The organism is Streptomyces sp. NPDC051211 (assembly GCF_040689505.1).
GTDB lineage: Bacteria > Actinomycetota > Actinomycetes > Streptomycetales > Streptomycetaceae > Streptomyces.
The window spans coordinates 28510-44156 of sequence record NZ_JBFBAV010000032.1 but is presented as its reverse complement, the minus strand read 5'-3'; the positions used below and the strand labels follow the sequence as shown (position 1 = coordinate 44156).

General features: G+C 73.6%; 13 protein-coding genes. 3 read left to right on the top strand and 10 right to left on the bottom strand.

Features of this window, described 5'->3' with window-relative positions:
* The first annotated feature begins 80 nt into the window (after nt 1–80).
* The gene (locus AB0447_RS26270) at nt 81–2624 is read left to right on the top strand and encodes an FtsX-like permease family protein (RefSeq protein WP_366479230.1); all 2544 of its coding nucleotides are present in this window, start codon (nt 81–83) and stop codon (nt 2622–2624) included.
* Nucleotides 2625–2899: 275 nt separating this feature from the next.
* Here the strand turns inward: AB0447_RS26270 and AB0447_RS26265 are convergent, their stop codons facing one another.
* From AB0447_RS26265 to AB0447_RS26230, 8 genes are all read right to left on the bottom strand, one after another.
* On the bottom strand, nt 2900–3301 hold the full coding sequence (locus AB0447_RS26265) for a rhodanese-like domain-containing protein (protein ID WP_366479265.1): 402 nt from the start codon (nt 3299–3301) through the stop codon (nt 2900–2902).
* Nucleotides 3292–3852, bottom strand: a complete 561-nt coding sequence (locus AB0447_RS26260) for a cysteine dioxygenase (RefSeq protein ID WP_366479229.1) — start codon at nt 3850–3852, stop codon at nt 3292–3294. The genes AB0447_RS26265 and AB0447_RS26260 overlap by 10 nt, the downstream gene beginning before the upstream one ends.
* 62 nt (nt 3853–3914) lie before the next feature.
* Nucleotides 3915–3962, bottom strand: a complete 48-nt coding sequence (locus AB0447_RS26255; protein ID WP_366479264.1) for a hypothetical protein — start codon at nt 3960–3962, stop codon at nt 3915–3917.
* Nucleotides 3963–4041: 79 nt separating this feature from the next.
* Nucleotides 4042–5754, bottom strand: a complete 1713-nt coding sequence (locus tag AB0447_RS26250) for an FAD-dependent monooxygenase (RefSeq protein ID WP_366479228.1) — start codon at nt 5752–5754, stop codon at nt 4042–4044.
* Nucleotides 5755–5934: 180 nt separating this feature from the next.
* Nucleotides 5935–6864: an amino acid ABC transporter permease gene (locus tag AB0447_RS26245; RefSeq protein ID WP_366479227.1), complete on the bottom strand. Its 930-nt coding sequence runs from the start codon at nt 6862–6864 to the stop codon at nt 5935–5937.
* Entirely contained in the window at nt 6861–7538 is a 678-nt protein-coding gene (locus tag AB0447_RS26240) for an amino acid ABC transporter permease (protein ID WP_366479225.1), read from the bottom strand. Before AB0447_RS26240 ends, AB0447_RS26245 begins: the two co-directional genes overlap by 4 nt.
* A gap of 83 nt (nt 7539–7621) precedes the next feature.
* Nucleotides 7622–8461, bottom strand: a complete 840-nt coding sequence (locus AB0447_RS26235; RefSeq protein ID WP_366479224.1) for a glutamate ABC transporter substrate-binding protein — start codon at nt 8459–8461, stop codon at nt 7622–7624.
* A 62-nt stretch (nt 8462–8523) separates the two neighbouring features.
* The gene (locus AB0447_RS26230; protein WP_366479263.1) at nt 8524–9252 is read right to left on the bottom strand and encodes an amino acid ABC transporter ATP-binding protein; all 729 of its coding nucleotides are present in this window, start codon (nt 9250–9252) and stop codon (nt 8524–8526) included.
* Between the two features lie 256 nt (nt 9253–9508).
* Between AB0447_RS26230 and AB0447_RS26225 the strand changes: the two genes are divergently transcribed.
* Both AB0447_RS26225 and AB0447_RS26220 read left to right on the top strand, forming a co-directional pair.
* A complete protein-coding gene (locus AB0447_RS26225; protein ID WP_366479223.1) occupies nt 9509–10249 on the top strand; it encodes a response regulator transcription factor in 741 nt (246 codons plus the stop codon).
* 11 nt (nt 10250–10260) lie between these two features.
* Complete coding sequence (locus tag AB0447_RS26220) at nt 10261–11673, top strand: HAMP domain-containing sensor histidine kinase (RefSeq protein WP_366479222.1); 1413 nt, start codon at nt 10261–10263, stop codon at nt 11671–11673.
* 317 nt (nt 11674–11990) lie between these two features.
* Here the strand turns inward: AB0447_RS26220 and AB0447_RS26215 are convergent, their stop codons facing one another.
* The gene (locus AB0447_RS26215; protein WP_366479221.1) at nt 11991–14210 is read right to left on the bottom strand and encodes an endo-beta-N-acetylglucosaminidase; all 2220 of its coding nucleotides are present in this window, start codon (nt 14208–14210) and stop codon (nt 11991–11993) included.
* A gap of 151 nt (nt 14211–14361) precedes the next feature.
* Entirely contained in the window at nt 14362–15639 is a 1278-nt protein-coding gene (locus AB0447_RS26210) for a glycosyl hydrolase (protein ID WP_366479220.1), read from the bottom strand.
* Between the last annotated feature and the right edge of the window lie 8 nt (nt 15640–15647).

Sequence of the window (15647 nt, the reverse complement as noted above, 5' to 3'; positions counted from 1 at the left end):
CCGGGGTGGGGCTAGCCCCCCGGTGGGGAGGCCGGGGTGCTCCAATGGCAAGGAGGCGCAGGCGCAGCAGAGTTGGGCCCATGATGCTGCGTTACGCCCTTCAGACCGTCAGGGACCGCAAAGCCGGTTTCCTCGGCGCCTTCGTCGCCCTCCTGTGCGCGGCGGCTCTCATCACCGCCTGCGGCACCCTGCTGGAGACCGGACTCCGCGGGAAGATCCGCACCGAGCGGTACGCGGCCGCACCCGTGGTGGTCTCCGCCGATCAGAACGTGCACCGGACCACGGTGAAGGAGAAAAAGGGCAAGACCAAGGTCAAACACAAGGCCAAGCCGGTCGCCGAGCGGGCCTGGCTGCCGGCCGGGACGCTGGACGCCGTCCGCCGGGTACCGGGGGTGGAGCGGGCCGTGCCCGAGCTGACCTTCCAGGCCGTCCCGCTGACCGCAGCCCCGGCCACCGGCAAGCGCAGCTACGGCCACGCCTGGGAATCGGCCCCGCTCACCCCCTTCGCCCTCACGGCCGGAAGCGCGCCGCGGACCGACCGCGAGGTCGTCGTCGACGCGGAACTGGCCGCGCGGGCCGGGCTGAAGCCCGGCGCCCCGCTCACCGTGCAGTCCACCGGAGAGCCGAAGACCTACACCGTCAGCGGAATCGCCCGGCCCGCCCAGGGTGATCTCGCGCAGCAGAACGCACTGTTCTTCAGCAGCCCCGAGGCCCGCCGGCTGGCCGCCCGCGACGGCCGGATCACCGCCGTCGGCGTCCAGCCGAAGCCCGGGGTGAGCGCCACCGCGCTCGCCGCCGACCTCAGGAAGGCCCTCGCCGACACCACCGCCCAGGTCAGCACCGGCGACGGGCGCGGCCCCGTCGAGTTCCTCGACGCGGCCGGCGCCCGCACCAAGCTGGTCTCCATGGGCGGCGCCATGGGCGGCACCTCCCTCCTCGTCGCGATCCTCGTGGTCGTCGGCACCTTCTCCCTCTCCGTCCAGCAGCGGCACCGCGAACTCGCCCTGCTCCGCGCCATCGCCGCCAACCCCCGGCAGCTCCGCCGCCTCCTCGGACGCGAGGCGATGATCGTGGGCCTGGCCGCCGGTGTGCTCGGCGCACTCGCCGGCATCCCGCTCGCCGCCTGGCTGCACGGCCGGTTCGTCGCCCTCGGCGCGGTCCCCGCCACCCTGGAGCGCACCGCCGGCGTCTTCCCGATGGCCGCCGCCGTCGCCGCCACCCTGCTCGGTGCTTGGGCGGCCGCCCGGATCACCGCCCGGCGGATCGCCCGGATCCGCCCGGCCGAAGCCCTCGCCGAGGCCGCCGTCGAGCGCAGCCGGCCCGCCTGGACCCGGATCGCCGCCGGCCTGCTCCTGCTGGCCGGCGGGGCGGTGCTGGTCGCCGTACTCAGCACCCTGCGCACCGAACCCGCCTCCACCCCGGTCACCTTCCTCGCCGTCGTGGTGCTGGCCGGCGCGGTCTCCCTGCTCGGCCCGCTGCTGGTGCGCGGCGCCGCCGCGCTGCTGGCCGGCCCGCTGCGGATCACCGGTACGAACGGCCGCCTGGCGACCGCGAACCTGCGCGGCAACGCCACCCGGATGGCCTCCGCCGTCACCCCGCTCACCCTGCTGGTCGGCATGACCTGCACGGTCCTCTTCGTCCAGCCCACCCTCGGCGACGCCGCCCGCAGCCAGGTCCGCGAGGGCGTCCGCGCCGACTGGGTGGTCGCCGCCCAGGGCCCGGGAGTCTCCTCCGGCGCCGCCGAGAAGATCCGCCGGACCCCCGGAGTCACCGCCGCCACCGAGATCGTGCACACCACCGTCCGGGTCGGCCTCACCAAGTACGCCGTCCAGGGCGTCACCCCCGACGGCCTCACCCGCACCTGGGACCCGCAGGTCAGCAGCGGCAGCCTGGCCGGCTTCGGCGCCGGGAACGCCGCCGTCAGCGAACTCGCCGCCGACCGGCTGGGCCTGAAGCCCGGCAGCCCGCTCACCGTCCACCTCGGCGACGGCACCCCGGCCACCCTCACCGTCTCCGCCGTCTACGGCCGCGGTCTCGGCTTCGGCGACCTGACCCTGCCGCACGACCTGGTCGCCGCGCACATGGACAACCCCCTCGCGAGCAGCGTGCTGGTGGCCACCGCACCGGGCACCGGCCGGGACCGGCTGGCCGCCGCGGTCCGGGAGTTCCCCGGCACCGCCGTCCTCTCCGCCGCCGACGCAGACCAGGCCCGCGCCGAACGCCAGCAGGCCGGCGCCGAGATCAACCTCCTCGCCATGGGCCTGGTGCTCGCCTTCACCGCGATCGCCGCGGTCAACACCCTGGCCATGTCCACCGCCGAGCGGATCCGCGAGTTCGCGATGCTGCGGCTGGCCGGAGCCACCCGCCGCCAGGTGCTGCGCATGATCCGCACCGAGGCCCTGTCGGTGCTGCTGATCGGAACGGTCCTCGGCTCCGGGATCTCGCTCGCCGTGCTCACCGCGTTCAGCGTCGGCATGACCGGCCGGGCCGCCCCGGCGGTGCTGCCGCTGGTGTACGCGACGGTGGTCGGCGCCGCCGCCCTGGCGGCCCTGGCCGCCACCGCCCTGCCGGGCCGGATCGCGCTGCGGGTCCGCCCGGTGGAGGTGGCCACCGCCCGGGAGTAGCCCGCTGGTCCAGGGGGACAGGGGGCTCCAGGGGACAGGAGGGGCCAGGGGACAGGAGGGGCCAGGGACAGGAGGGGCCTAGGGACAGGGGAGGGCCAGGGACAGGGGAGGGCCAGGGACAGGAGGGGTCAGGGACAGGAGGGGCCAGGGACAGGGGAGGGCCAGGGACAGGAGGGGGCCAGGGAACAGGTGGGCCCAGGGAACAGGTGGGCCGAGGGAACAGGTGGGGGCGCCCGGGGGAACCCGGGCGCCCCCACCTCATCCGTGCGGCTGCCTCATTCCACCGGCAGCCCGGCCGCCTTCCACGCCTGGAAGCCGCCGACCAGGTCGGTGGCCCGGTGCAGGCCCAGCCGGTGCAGCGAGTCGACCGCCAGGCTGGACGCGTACCCCTCGTTGCACAGCACGATCCACCGCTGCTCGTGGCTGGTGGCCGCGGGGGTGCGGTGGCTGCCCGACGGGTCCAACCGCCACTCCAGCTCGTTGCGTTCGACCACCAGCGCGCCCGGGATCAGCCCGTCGCGCTCGCGCAGCGCCTGGTAGCGGGTGTCGACCAGCAGGGCCTCGCCGGCCTCGACCGCTGCGTGGGCCTCCCGCGCGCCGATCCGCTCGTACCCCGCCCGGACCCGTTCCAGCTGCTCGTCGATGCCCACCCGGGGCGTGTCGGCGCTCACTCCCAGTCCGCCGGACGCTCGACGTGCTCCAGGGTGAGGACCGGCCCGGTGCGGCTGTACCGGCGGATCAGCGGCAGCGGCGGGTAGTAGGTGTGGACCGAGACGGCGTGCTCCGCCGTGGACTCGTTGAGCACCTCGTGTACGTGGTACTCGCCGAACGCCCGCCCGCTGCCCTCGCCCAGGCTGCGGCTCCGGTCGTGCCCCCCGGCGAGCTCCAGGCTCTGCCAGCCCTCGGAGGGCAGCCGTACGGCGAGGGAGTGCTCGGTGAGCCGGCCGCGGGCGGTGGCGAACGCGCCCCGCGACTCGGCGTGGTCGTGCCAGCCGGTGCCGGTGCCGGGCGGCCAGCCGATCAGCCAGGCCTCGCTGCCGCCCGGACCGTCCAGCCGCACCCAGGTGCGGCCTTCCGGGTCCAGCGGCAGGGAGGCGATCACCTCGGGGTCGGCGGCGGTGCGCAGGGCGAAGTCGAGGAGTTCGGCGGCGGTGGGCCCGGCGTGCGGGCGGGCCGTGGCCTGATCCGGGGCATGGCCGGGCGCAGGCGCGTACGAGGGTGCAGACATGGGGGATGACCGTCCTGGGGGTTCGCGTGAGAGCGCGCCGGGGCGCGCGGAAGGGAGGCGAATCAGCAGGAAGGGCGACAGACGCAGCCCGCGAAGCGGAGCAGGTCCATGTGGACCCTCCGCCAGAGGCGTACGTCGGTGCCGGTCATGTCCGCGAGTGAACCACGAGCGACCTCGAGGGTCAATCGATCACTGCGGGGGTGTGGCGGACTCCCCGGACACCCGGGCCGGTACGGGCGGTGCCGAGTCCGGGCCCACCGCCGGGGCCGCACCCGCGCCCGGCACGCCCGGCCGGCCCGCGCCCGGGGAACCGGGCGCCCCCGAGACGGCGGGCACGGCGGCCGCGCCGGAGCCGCCCGGGCCGGGGGACGGCGCACCCGCCCGGACCGCGTCGGCCGCCTCGTACAGTTCGGCCGGCCGGACCCCCGCGAAGGTCGCCGCCAGATGCCCGTCCGGCCGGACCAGCAGCACGGTGTGGGCCGGAGCCCCCGGATAGCCGTCGGCGACCAGCAGCTCCGCCCGTACCGGAAGGGCACTCACCGCTGCCGCCAGGCGGGGCATCAGCCCGGCCTTCATCCAGTGCCGGCGGTCCCAGACGCCGGTGCCCGGGGCCACCAGCACCACCAGCAGCCGGCCCCGGCCCAGCAGGTCCCGCAGCGGGACGGTCGACCCGTCCGGCGCGGTCACCGGTACGTTCTCCACCGCGCCGCCCGGTTCGGTGTCGGTCGGCACCTCGCGTACCGCCACCGGAGGGGCGTACGCCGGCGCGGAACCCAGCGGGCCGCGCCCCAGATGGCCTTCGGTGAGGAGCAGTTCGTGGGTGCGGCCGGCTCCGGGCAGGTAGGTGCGCAGGCCCCCGCCGCCGCGCAGCACCGGCATGGCCTGGTCGGCGGCGCGCAGCCGGGCGGCGACCGCGGTGCGCCGCTCGGCCTGGTAGCTGTCGAGGAGTTCCTCGGAAGCTCCGTGGTGCCAGGCCAGGGCCAGCTTCCAGGCCAGGTTCTCGGCGTCCCGCAGGCCCTCCTCCACGCCCTGGGTGCCGAGCGCGCCCAGCAGGTGGGCGGCATCCCCGGCGAGGAAGGCGCGGCCGTCCCGCCAGCTCCGGGCGAGCCGGTGGTGCAGGGTGTGCACGCCGGTGTCGATCAGGTCGTACGGGGGCGTCGTACCGCCGCACCAGCCCGCCAGGGTGTCCCGGATCAGGGCGATCAGCGCGTCCGGGGTGACGAGTTCACCGCGCGGCGGCAGCAGCCAGTCCAGCCGCCACACCCCGTCGGGCAGCGGCCGGGCCGTGACCTCGGCGACGTGGGAGGAGGGCCCGCGGTGCAGCAGGGCCTCGCCGGGCCAGGGGAGTTCGGTGCGCAGCGCGGCCACCGCGTGCCGTTCGACGGCGGTGCGGCCGGGGAAGCGGATGCCGAGGAGTTTGCGGACGGTGGACCGGGCCCCGTCGCAGCCGACCAGGTAACTCCCGCGCCACCAGGTGGTTTCGGCGCCCTGGGTGTGCACGGTGACCCCGTGCCCCTCCTGCTCCAGGGAGTCGAGCCGGCTGTCGCTGACCAGCTGGACCAGCGGGTGGGCCGCGACGGCGTCGCGCAGGCCGCGGGCGAGGGCGTGCTGCGGGAGGTGCAGCGGGGCCGGGCGGTCCTCGAAGGTGGTGCGGTGGGTCTCCTGGCGCCGCCGCATGGTGCGCCAGGCGGCGAAGTGGGCGCCCTCGTCGCGCAGGGTCGTACAGCCCAGCCGGTGGGCCATCGCGGCGGTGTCGGAGTGCAGGACGACGGTCCGGGCGGGCCGTGGCTCGTCCTTGCCCGGACCCTCGTCGAGGAGTACGGAGGGCACGCCCTGGCCGGCCAGGGCGAGGGACAGGGAGAGTCCGACGGGCCCCGCGCCGACGACGATCACCGGGTCCATGGCGCGGCTCCCGGTGTCCGGTATGTGATCACAGAACGTATGCAACCCACTGGAGGTGCGTGCGTCAAGTGACACCGGCCCTGGCGGTGGCGCGCGCACGCGCGCGGGGCGGCGGATCGGATCCGCCGCCCCGCGCGCGCGAGGTGATGTCGGGTCAGGAGTGACCTGGAGGTGCGGGCCTCAGTCCTTCGAGATCACGTCCGAGCCGTCGCCCTGTGCCGGGATCACGGCGACGACGGCGCCATCGCCGCCGGCCTTGTCGACCAGGGTCACGGCGGGCAGCGCCTCGCCACCGGACTTCTTCGACTGCCGCAGCCGCTTCTCCAGCCAGGAGGCGAAGCCGGTGAGCACGAAGTTCAGCAGCACGTACAGCAGGCCGATCACGACCAGGGTCGGGATGGTGTTGCTGTAGTTGGCGGAGATCTGCCGGTTCATGGAGAGCAGCTCGGCGAAGCCCAGGACCGCGCCTGCGATGGCGGTGTCCTTGAGAATGACCACGAGCTGGCTGACCAGGGCGGGAAGCATGGCCGTGACCGCCTGCGGGATCAGCACGTAGACCATGATCTGCCACTTGCGCATGCCGATCGCCTTGGCGGCGTCGGCCTGCCCGGAGGGCAGCGACAGGATGCCCGCCCGGACGATCTCGGCGATCACCGACGCGTTGTAGAGGACCAGGCCGGTGATGCAGGCGTACAGCGGCCGGATCTCCGAGTCGACCTCGGTGAACTTCGCGTACAGGGCGAAGCCGAAGACCATCAGGATCAGTACCGGGATGGCGCGGAAGAACTCCACGACCGCGCCGACCGGGACGCGCACCCAGGCGTGGTCGGAGAGCCGGCCGATGCCGAGCAGGGCGCCCAGCGGCAGGGCGATCACCATGGCGATGAGGCCGGCCTTGAGGGTCTCGCCGAGACCGGGCAGGAGGAAGGTCGTCCAGACCTCGCCCTCCAGGAACGGCGTCCACTTGTCGGCGTCCAACTGGTTCTTGTCCGACAGGGTGGCTATCACCCACCACCCGGCCAGACCCAGCAGCACCAGGAAGACCACGGTGTAGATGACATTGCGCGCCTTGGCCTTGGGCCCCGGCGTGTCGTAGAGCACCGAGCTCATCGCTTCACCGCCACTCGCTTGGCCACCCAGCCCAGCAGCAGGCCGGTGGGCAGGGTCAGCAGGACGAAGCCGAGGGCGATGACCCCGAAGACGGCGAAGAGCGCGTCTGCTTCGTTCTCGATCATTTCCTTCATCAGCAGGGCCGCTTCGGCCACGCCGATGGCCGCCGCCACCGTGGTGTTCTTGGTGAGGGCGATCAGTACGTTGGCGAGCGGCGCGATGACCGCCCGGAAGGCCTGGGGGAGCACGATCAGGGTGAGCACCTGGGTGAAGCTCAGACCCAGCGCGCGGGCCGCCTCGGCCTGGCCGACCGGCACGGTGTTGATACCGGAACGCAGCGCCTCGCAGACGAAGGTGCCGGTGTAGGCGACGAGTCCGAGGACGGCGAGCCGGAAGCCGATGTCGTCGAAGTCCTCGCCGGCACCCAGGGCGAAGCCCAGGGTCTGGTTCAGGCCCAGGGAGCAGCCGATGATCAGCACGGTGAGCGGGGTGTTCCGCACGACGTTGACGTACGCGGTGCCGAAGGCCCGCATCAGCGGGACCGGACTGACCCGCATCCCGACGAGCACGGTTCCCCAGACCAGGGACCCGATCGCCGAGTAGAGGGTGAGCTGAACCGTCACCCAGAAGGCTCCGAGCAGGTCGTACTGCCCGGACTCAAGAAAATCGAACACGATGTCCTGCGCTCTCCCCAGGATGGCCGGTGCAGCACGCCGCCGCCCGTGACAGGCGGGCGGCGACGCGCCACACCGAGGACTCAGCTGCCTTCGGTGATCTGCGGGGCAGGCTCGTTCTTGTAGTTCGCCGGGCCGAAGTTCGCCTTGACGAACTTCTCCCAGGAGCCGTCGGAGACCATCTTCTTGAGGGCGGCGTTGATCTTGGTCTGGAGCTCCTTGTTGCCCTTCTTCAGACCGATGCCGTAGTTCTCGTTGCTCAGGCTCAGCCCGACCAGCTTGAACTTGCCCTGGTTCTTCTCCTGCGAGGCGTAGCCGGCCAGGATCGAGTTGTCCGTGGTCAGGGCGTCGAGGTTCTTGTTCTCCAGGCCGGTGAGGCACTCGGAGTAGCCGCCCTGCTGCAGCAGGTTCGCCTTGGGCGCCAGCTTGTCCTTGACGTTCTGCGCCGAGGTCGAGCCGGTGACCGAGCAGAGCTTCTTGTCGTTGAGGTCCTCGGCCTTGGTGATGCCGTTGTCGTCGGCGCGGACCAGCAGGTCCTGGTGGGCCAGGAAGTACGGGCCGGCGAAGTCGACCTTCGCCTTGCGCTTGTCGTTGATCGAGTAGCTGGCGACGATGAACTCGACGTCACCGTTCTGGATCAGGTTCTCGCGCTCGGCGGAGATGGCCTGCTTGAACTCGATCTGGTTCGCCTCGTAGCCGAGTTCCTTCGCCACGTAGGTCGCCACGTCGACGTCGAAGCCGGTGTACTTGCCGTCCGGGGTCTTCAGGCCCAGGCCCGGCTGGTCGAACTTGATGCCGATGACGACCTTGTCCTTCTTGCCGCCCTTACCGGAGTCCTTGTCGTCGCTGCCGCCGCAGGCGGTGGCGGTCATGGCGAGAGTGACGGCGAGCGCCGCGGCCGCACCGGCCTTGAAAACCTTCATGGTGAACTTCCCTCGGATGAGACGTTGTTGAACTACCACCGGATCAGTACCAGACCGGATGCTCAGTGGTGCAGGATCTTCGACAGGAAGTCCTTGGCGCGGTCGCTGCGCGGGTTGGAGAAGAACTGCTCGGGCGCCGCCTCTTCGACGATCTTCCCGTCGGCCATGAAGACGACCCGGTTGGCCGCGGAGCGGGCGAAACCCATCTCGTGGGTGACCACGACCATGGTCATCCCCTCGGCGGCGAGCTGCTGCATGACCTCCAGCACCTCGTTGATCATCTCGGGGTCGAGGGCCGAGGTCGGCTCGTCGAAAAGCATCACCTTCGGCTCCATCGCCAGCGCGCGGGCGATCGCCACGCGCTGCTGCTGGCCGCCGGAGAGCTGCGCCGGGTACTTGTCCGCCTGGGTGCCGACACCCACCCGGTCCAGCAGGGCGCGGGCCTTCTTCTCGGCCTCGGCCTTGGGCGTCTTGCGCACCTTCAGCTGGCCCAGCAGTACGTTCTCCAGCACCGTCTTGTGCGCGAAGAGGTTGAACGACTGGAACACCATGCCCACATCGGCGCGCAGCCGGGCCAGTTCCCGTCCCTCGGACGGAAGTTCGGCACCGTCCAGGGTGATCGTGCCGGAGTCGATGGTCTCCAGCCGGTTGATGGTCCGGCACAGCGTCGACTTGCCCGATCCCGAAGGACCGATCACGACGACGACCTCGCCGCGGGCAATGCTCAGATTGATGTCCTGAAGCACGTGCAACGCGCCGAAGTGCTTGTCGACGTTGCTCAGTACGACCAGGCCGTCCGCCGCGGGAGTCGAGTCCTCGGCCCCGGCGCCCTTGGTCACTGATACTCCGCTCATCGGCTTGTAGCTCCGTCCTCCTCGGTTGGGAGGACAGTAGTGACCGGCTCTGCACACCGTCACCACATCTGAGCGAGAATTGAGGATAACGATCCGGCTTCGCCCGGACACGGTCCGTGCGCGGCACGACGCACCTTGCGTGATGCCCCTGGTGTGCTGTTTTACTGATCGCGACCAGGAAAGGGGGCCCAGAATGAGACTGCTGCTCGTCGAGGACGACGACCACGTCGCCGCGGCCCTGTCCGCGATCCTGGCCCGGCACGGATTCCGCGTGACCCACGCCCGCAACGGCGAGGAGGCCCTGCAGGCCCTGCTGCCCGCCGACGCCCCGCCCTTCGGCGTGGTCCTGCTCGACCTGGGCCTGCCCGACCAGGACGGCTACGAGGTCTGCGGCAAGATCCGCAAGCGCACCGCCATCCCCGTGATCATGGTGACGGCGCGCGGTGACGTCCGCTCCCGCATCCACGGCCTGAACATGGGCGCCGACGACTACGTCGTGAAGCCGTACGACACTGGTGAGCTGCTCGCCCGGATCCACGCCGTCGCCCGCCGCACCAGCACCGGCAGCGCATCGGCCGCCGACGACAGCGCCCCGGCCGGCTCCGGCCGGAGCCCCGCCGGTCCCCCCGGACTGGTCCGGCTCGGCGCCGTCAGCATCGAGCTGCCCACCCGCCGGGTCTCCGTCGACGGCACCGACGTACCCCTCACCCGCAAGGAGTTCGACCTGCTCGCGCTGCTCGCCCAGCGCCCCGGCGTGGTCTTCCGGCGGGAACAGATCATCAGCGAGGTGTGGCGCACCAGCTGGGAAGGCACCGGGCGCACCCTCGAAGTGCATGTCGCCTCGCTGCGCTCCAAGCTGCGGATGCCCGCACTGATCGAAACGGTGCGCGGGGTGGGCTACCGGCTCGTGGCCCCCGGCCCGGGCGCCCCCTAGGGCCCGCCGCCGTGCGCGCCCGGCTGCTGCCGCTGCTCGTCGTCCTGATGGCGGGCGTGCTGCTCGCCCTCGGCTTCCCGCTCGCCGTCAGCCTGGCCGCCGGGCAGCAGCAGCGGGTGGTCGTCGACCGCATCGACGACAGCGCCCGGTTCGCCGCCCTCGCCCAGTTCGTGGTCGACTCCGAGGGCTCCGGGGACAAGTCCGCCGACGAGCGCCGCGAGACCCTTCAGCTCGAACTCGCCCGCTACCAGGAGCTGTACGGCATCCGGGTCGGCATCTTCTACCGCGACCGCAACGCCATGGTCCGCGCCCCCGGCTGGTGGCGGCTGCCCGACACCGACGACGCCGAGCAGGCCTTCGAGGAGGCACTGGCCGGGCGGCGCAGCCACGACCCCGCCCAGGTGTGGCCGTGGCAGCCGCACGGAAAGCTGCTGGTGGCCTCCCCGGTGGTCCTCGACGGGGACGTGGTCGCCGTCGTGGTCACCGAATCACCCACCGGCCAGATGCGTTCCCGCACCCTGCAGGGCTGGCTGCTCATCGGGGCCGGACTGGCCGCCGCCATGCTGGTGGCCTTCGGCGCGGCCCTGCGGCTCACGAGCTGGGTGCTCAAGCCCGTACGCATCCTCGACGCGGCCGCCCACGGGATCGCCACCGGACGGATGAACTCCCGGGTCGCGGCCGGCGGCGGGCCGCCGGAACTCCAGCGGCTGGCCCGCTCGTTCAACGAGATGGCCGACAACGTGGAAGAAGTGCTGGAGCAGCAGCGGGCCTTCGTCGCCGACGCCTCCCACCAGCTGCGCAACCCGCTCGCCGCACTGCTGCTGCGCATCGAGCTGCTCGCCCTGGAACTGCCCGAGGGCAACGAGGAGATCGCCTCCGTCCGCACCGAGGGCAAGCGCCTGGCCCAGGTCCTGGACGATCTGCTGGACCTGGCGCTCGCCGAGCACGCCTCCGCCGAGATCAGCCTCACCGATATCGGCGAGCTCGCCGCCGAACGGGTCGCCGCCTGGCGGCCGCTGGCCGAGGAGAAGGGTGTCCGGCTCACCGCGGCCGGCCGGACCGCCGTCACCGGCTGGGCCGATCCCATCGCCCTGTCCAGCGCCCTGGACGCGGTCATCGACAACGCCCTCAAGTTCACCCCGGCAGGGGAGGAGGTCGAGGTCTCCGTCTCCGCCGAGGAGGGGCAGGCCCTCGTCGTGGTCGCCGACCGCGGCCCCGGCCTCACCGAGGAGGAGCTCGCCCGCATCGGCGACCGGTTCTGGCGCAGCGGCCGGCACCAGAACGTCAAGGGCTCCGGCCTCGGCCTGTCCATCTCCCGGGCCCTGCTGGCGGCGGGCGGCGGATCCCTCTCGTACGAGACGAACCCACCGCACGGCCTGCGGGTGACGGTCTCGGTCCCGCGCACCGCCCCGCACGCCGACTGACCGCCCGGACCCGGTCCTCAAACCCTTCCAGCCCCGCCGGCGCTTGAGGCGCGGGGACGGGCAGAACCCGCCTCGCAGCCCCGCCGGCGTTTGAGGCGCGGCGTCTGGGGCGGAACCCCGGGCATTTCCAGCCCCTCCGGCGTTTGAGGAGCGGGGTCTGGGGCGGAGCCCCAGTTCGGGAAGGGGCGGGTAGGGGAAAGGCCCCGCGCAGCGGCAGCCCCGCCCCCGGCCGCGCCCCGGTCGGTCCCGGCGCGCCCCGCCCGCCCTCGCCCCGGCCCGGCCGGGCCCGCGCCCCGGCCCGACCTAGGCCCCGCGGGCTACCAGGCGTACCTGGCGCAAGCCGCGGCCGATGCCCCGTACAGCTCCCCGACCGCCCGCACCTCGAAGGTGGCGGCCCGCTCCCGCCCGGCGCGCTCCACCCCCGGCACGTAGAGCGCGGTACCGCAGGTCCCGCCGAGGAAGCGGCGGGTGCCGTCCGGCAGCACCCGGACCAGCTCGTAGTGCCGGACCGGGCCGGGGGAGGGCCGCCACGACAGCCGCAGCGCCACCCCGGCGCCGTCCGAGGCCGCCGCGTCCACCGTCAGTCCGGCCGGCGGCCCCGGCCTCTCCGAAGCCGGGGCCGAAGCCGGGGCCGAAGCCGGGGCCGAAGCTGGCGCCCCGTACACCGCCAGGGCGCCCAGGCGCCAGCGGACCGGTCGGCCGCCGGGCCCGGTGAGCCGGACCGCCAGGCCGTACAGGGTCTGCCCGGCCCGGGCCGGCAGCCGCACCCGGGAGGTGCGCCAGCCCCGGCCGGTGCCCGCCGCGGCGGCCCTCAGCCAGGTGTACGGGACGGGCTCGCCCGGCGCGGCCGGTTCGCGGAGCGCGACCCCGACCTCCACCGCCACCGGGCCGGCCTCGGTGCGGTGGGTGAGGTCCAGCACCGTGGCCCCGGACAGCGGCAGCCGGGTGGCGTGCAACCCGACCTCGGCCGGCCCGGTGAGCCGGCCCTCGACCAGCAGGCTGGACCCGCCGCGCCACGCATCGGCGAAGTCCAGTCCGACAGCGGGCCGTTCGCCCGCCGTACGCACCACCCAACGGCGGCCCGGCAGCCGGTCCTGAAGGCCGAGATGGCTCCACGGAGCCGTCGAGGCGACCGCGCCCCGCTCGTACCAGCGCAGCCCGTGACCGGTGTTGAAGCTGCACGCGAAGGGCAGTGCGGTGACCGTGGACCGGTCTGCGACGGCGGTGGCGGGCGCACGCCAGGAGTCGTCGGCGCCCCCGGCGGGGGCGGGCCGGGACGGGCCTGCGACGGCGGTGGCGGGCGCACGCCAGGAGTCGTCGGCGCCCCCGGCGGGGGCGGGCCGGGACGGGTCGAGGGAGGCGCCCGTCCAGAACCGGTCGTCGGCCGCGTGGAAGGCGCCGGGGGAGCGGTCCGCGAGGTGGTTGCGGGTCCATTCGGGCCGGTAGAAGGCGTAACTGACGATGTGCGGGCCGTCGCGGGGCACGACCTCCTCCCACGGGACGACCGTGTCCCAGCCTCGGGCCTCGACGTCTACGCCCGCCCACAGCTCGTACCGGCTGCGGCCGATCCGGTCGGCCCGGTCGCCGGAGGGCCGCAGCTTCTCCGGCCGGCCCCGCCAGGAGAAGTCCACGAACATCGTGTCCGCGACCCGACCGGCCCGGTCCTCGAAGAACTCCTGGTTGAGCTCGTTGAGCGCCCCCTGCCAGCCCACCCCGCCGGTGGCGTTCATCGCGTCGTACCAGGTGATGCGCAGCCCGCGAGCCGCCCCGGCGGCGCGCAGCGCCCGCAGGAACTCCCGCATCCGTCCCGCCAGTTCACTGTCGCCGCCGTCGGTCTCGGCGTTGACGAACCAGCCGTCGAAGCCGTACGCGAGGGCCACCCGGACCAGCTGCTCGGCGATCGGGAACCGGCCGAGGGCGTCCCGCTGCACCAGGTCCCGGGTCCACCGCAGGTCACCGCCGTACGCGACGGGCGGCAGGAACACATTGCCCAGCACCCGGACCCCGTTGCGGTGCGCGGCGTCGGTGACCGGCGCGTTCGGCGCGAGCACGATGCCCTCGCCGGCCGAACCGCCCCAGAACACCAGCTCGTCGAGGTACGCCCAGTGGGCGAACGCGTACGTGTCGGAGGTCGGCGAGCCCTGGGCCGGGTTCCCGGCGGTGCTCCCGAAGGACACGAGCGAGGCGATCCGCGCCTGCCCGGCCCGGGCGGTGGTGTTCGGCGGCACCGGCGTGAACCGGTCGGACAGCGGCACGGCCGAGGTGTTGTAGGCGAGATCCGGGTCGCTCTCGGGCGTCCACTCCTTCAGCGACCGCCAGACGATGCCCGGTCCGGGCTCGCCCCGGGGGAGCGAGTCCGGGAACCAGTACGAGGCGTACGGGGCGATGCCGGCGGCGGGTTCCGCCGGTCCGGCCGCCGCGGCCCCGGCGGCCGGACCGCCGAGCAGGGCCGCGGCCCCCGCTCCGGCGCCGGCGAGCAGCACCGCGCGCCGGCCGGGGCCGGGGGGTAAGGGCACGGGAACGTCGTTCTCGGACATGCGGTCTCCTCTGCGGTCCGTCCGGGGGCAGCGCACGTACGGAGGGGCAGGCCCGGCGGCCTGCCCCGGTTCGGGAAGGGGGGCGGGAGGGGCAGGCCCCGAGCAGCGCCCGCCCCCTTCGGCGCGTCGGGCCGCCGGGCCCAGCCCCTCGTCACCGGGCCTCGTCCACTCCGACCAGCTCCGTGATGCCGCGCGCGGCGAGGTGCCCCGGGTCCCCGGCGCGGTCGGCGAGGACGACCGCCGGGCGGACCCCCTCGGCCGTCAGCCGCATCCAAGCCTCGAAGAACTCCCCGCCCGGCGCACACACCGAGCGGCGCGGCGCGGCCTCGGCGCCGCCCACGTCCAGGACCAGCGCGGTGCGGCGCGGAGCCGGGCGGTGGTCACGGCCCCGCCGCTCGGCCGCGATCCGGGCGAGCGCCCCGCCCGCCGGCTTGACCCGGCGCTCGTTGGTGAGCAGGCCCAGCCCGTACTCCAGCTCCGGGAAGTCGGCCAGCCCCCGCGCCACATCGTGCGAGCACCACCAGGTCACGCCCCAGAGGTCCGTGCAGTCCAGGGCGTTGGCCACGGTCGCCGCGGTGAAGGAGGCCGCGTGCTCGGGCGGGATCAGCGGGGCCGGCGCCCCCACCTCCTGGAGCCACACCGGCCGCGCCGGATCCGTCGCCCATGCCTTCGACAACTCGACCAGGTACGCGGCGTGGTGCTCGGTGGCCGTGCCGGTCCGCCCGTACCGCTGGGCGGTCCCGTTGAACACCCACGAGTGCACCGCGGTGGCCGCGCCCAGCCGGGCCGCCTGCGCCGGCGTGAACGGGTGACCGTCCCGGTACCAGGACGCGTCGTACTCCGCGTGCAGGTGGAACCGGCCCGGCGCCCCGGCCTCGCAGGCGGCCAGCATCCGCTCCAGCCACTGCCCCGCCTGTTCCCGGCCGATCCGGTCCGGATCCGGATGCGGGCCGTCCGAGAACTGGTCGATCTCGTTGCCGACCGTCATTCCCAGGAAATTGGGCCGGTCCGCGAGCGCGGCGGCCAGCGTGCGCAGGTATTCCTCCTGCCCGGCGACCACCTCCGGATCGGTGAAGATGTTTCTCCGGTGCCAGGTCCGGGTCCAGGCCGGCAGGAAATCGAAACTCGACAGATGCCCCTGCAGGCCGTCCACCGAGACGTCCAGCCCGAGCGCGGCGGCCGCGTCCGCGACCGACACCAGCTGCTCGACCGCGCGCGGCCGGATCAGCGTCCGGTTCGGCTGGAACAGCGGCCACAGCGGAAACACCCGGACGTGGTCCAGGCCCAGCCCGGCGACCGAGTCGAGATCGGACTTCACCTCGTCGAGGTCGAAGTCCAGCCAATGGTGGAACCAGCCGCGGGTCGGCGTGTAATTGACACCGAAACGCGGCGGGCGGAGAGCGCGGAGAACGACGTCATCGTCGTGCATACGACCAC

What these genes read in the sequence shown, in the direction of transcription:
- AB0447_RS26270 (WP_366479230.1), top strand. Translation starts at nt 81, where the DNA reads ATGATGCTGCGTTACGCCCTTCAGACCGTCAGGGACCGCAAAGCCGGT.
- AB0447_RS26260 (WP_366479229.1), bottom strand. Translation starts at nt 3,852, where the DNA reads ATGTCTGCACCCTCGTACGCGCCTGCGCCCGGCCATGCCCCGGATCAG.
- AB0447_RS26250 (WP_366479228.1), bottom strand. Translation starts at nt 5,754, where the DNA reads ATGGACCCGGTGATCGTCGTCGGCGCGGGGCCCGTCGGACTCTCCCTG.
- AB0447_RS26245 (WP_366479227.1), bottom strand. Translation starts at nt 6,864, where the DNA reads ATGAGCTCGGTGCTCTACGACACGCCGGGGCCCAAGGCCAAGGCGCGC.
- AB0447_RS26235 (WP_366479224.1), bottom strand. Translation starts at nt 8,461, where the DNA reads ATGAAGGTTTTCAAGGCCGGTGCGGCCGCGGCGCTCGCCGTCACTCTC.
- AB0447_RS26225 (WP_366479223.1), top strand. Translation starts at nt 9,509, where the DNA reads ATGAGACTGCTGCTCGTCGAGGACGACGACCACGTCGCCGCGGCCCTG.
- AB0447_RS26215 (WP_366479221.1), bottom strand. Translation starts at nt 14,210, where the DNA reads ATGTCCGAGAACGACGTTCCCGTGCCCTTACCCCCCGGCCCCGGCCGG.
- AB0447_RS26210 (WP_366479220.1), bottom strand. Translation starts at nt 15,639, where the DNA reads ATGCACGACGATGACGTCGTTCTCCGCGCTCTCCGCCCGCCGCGTTTC.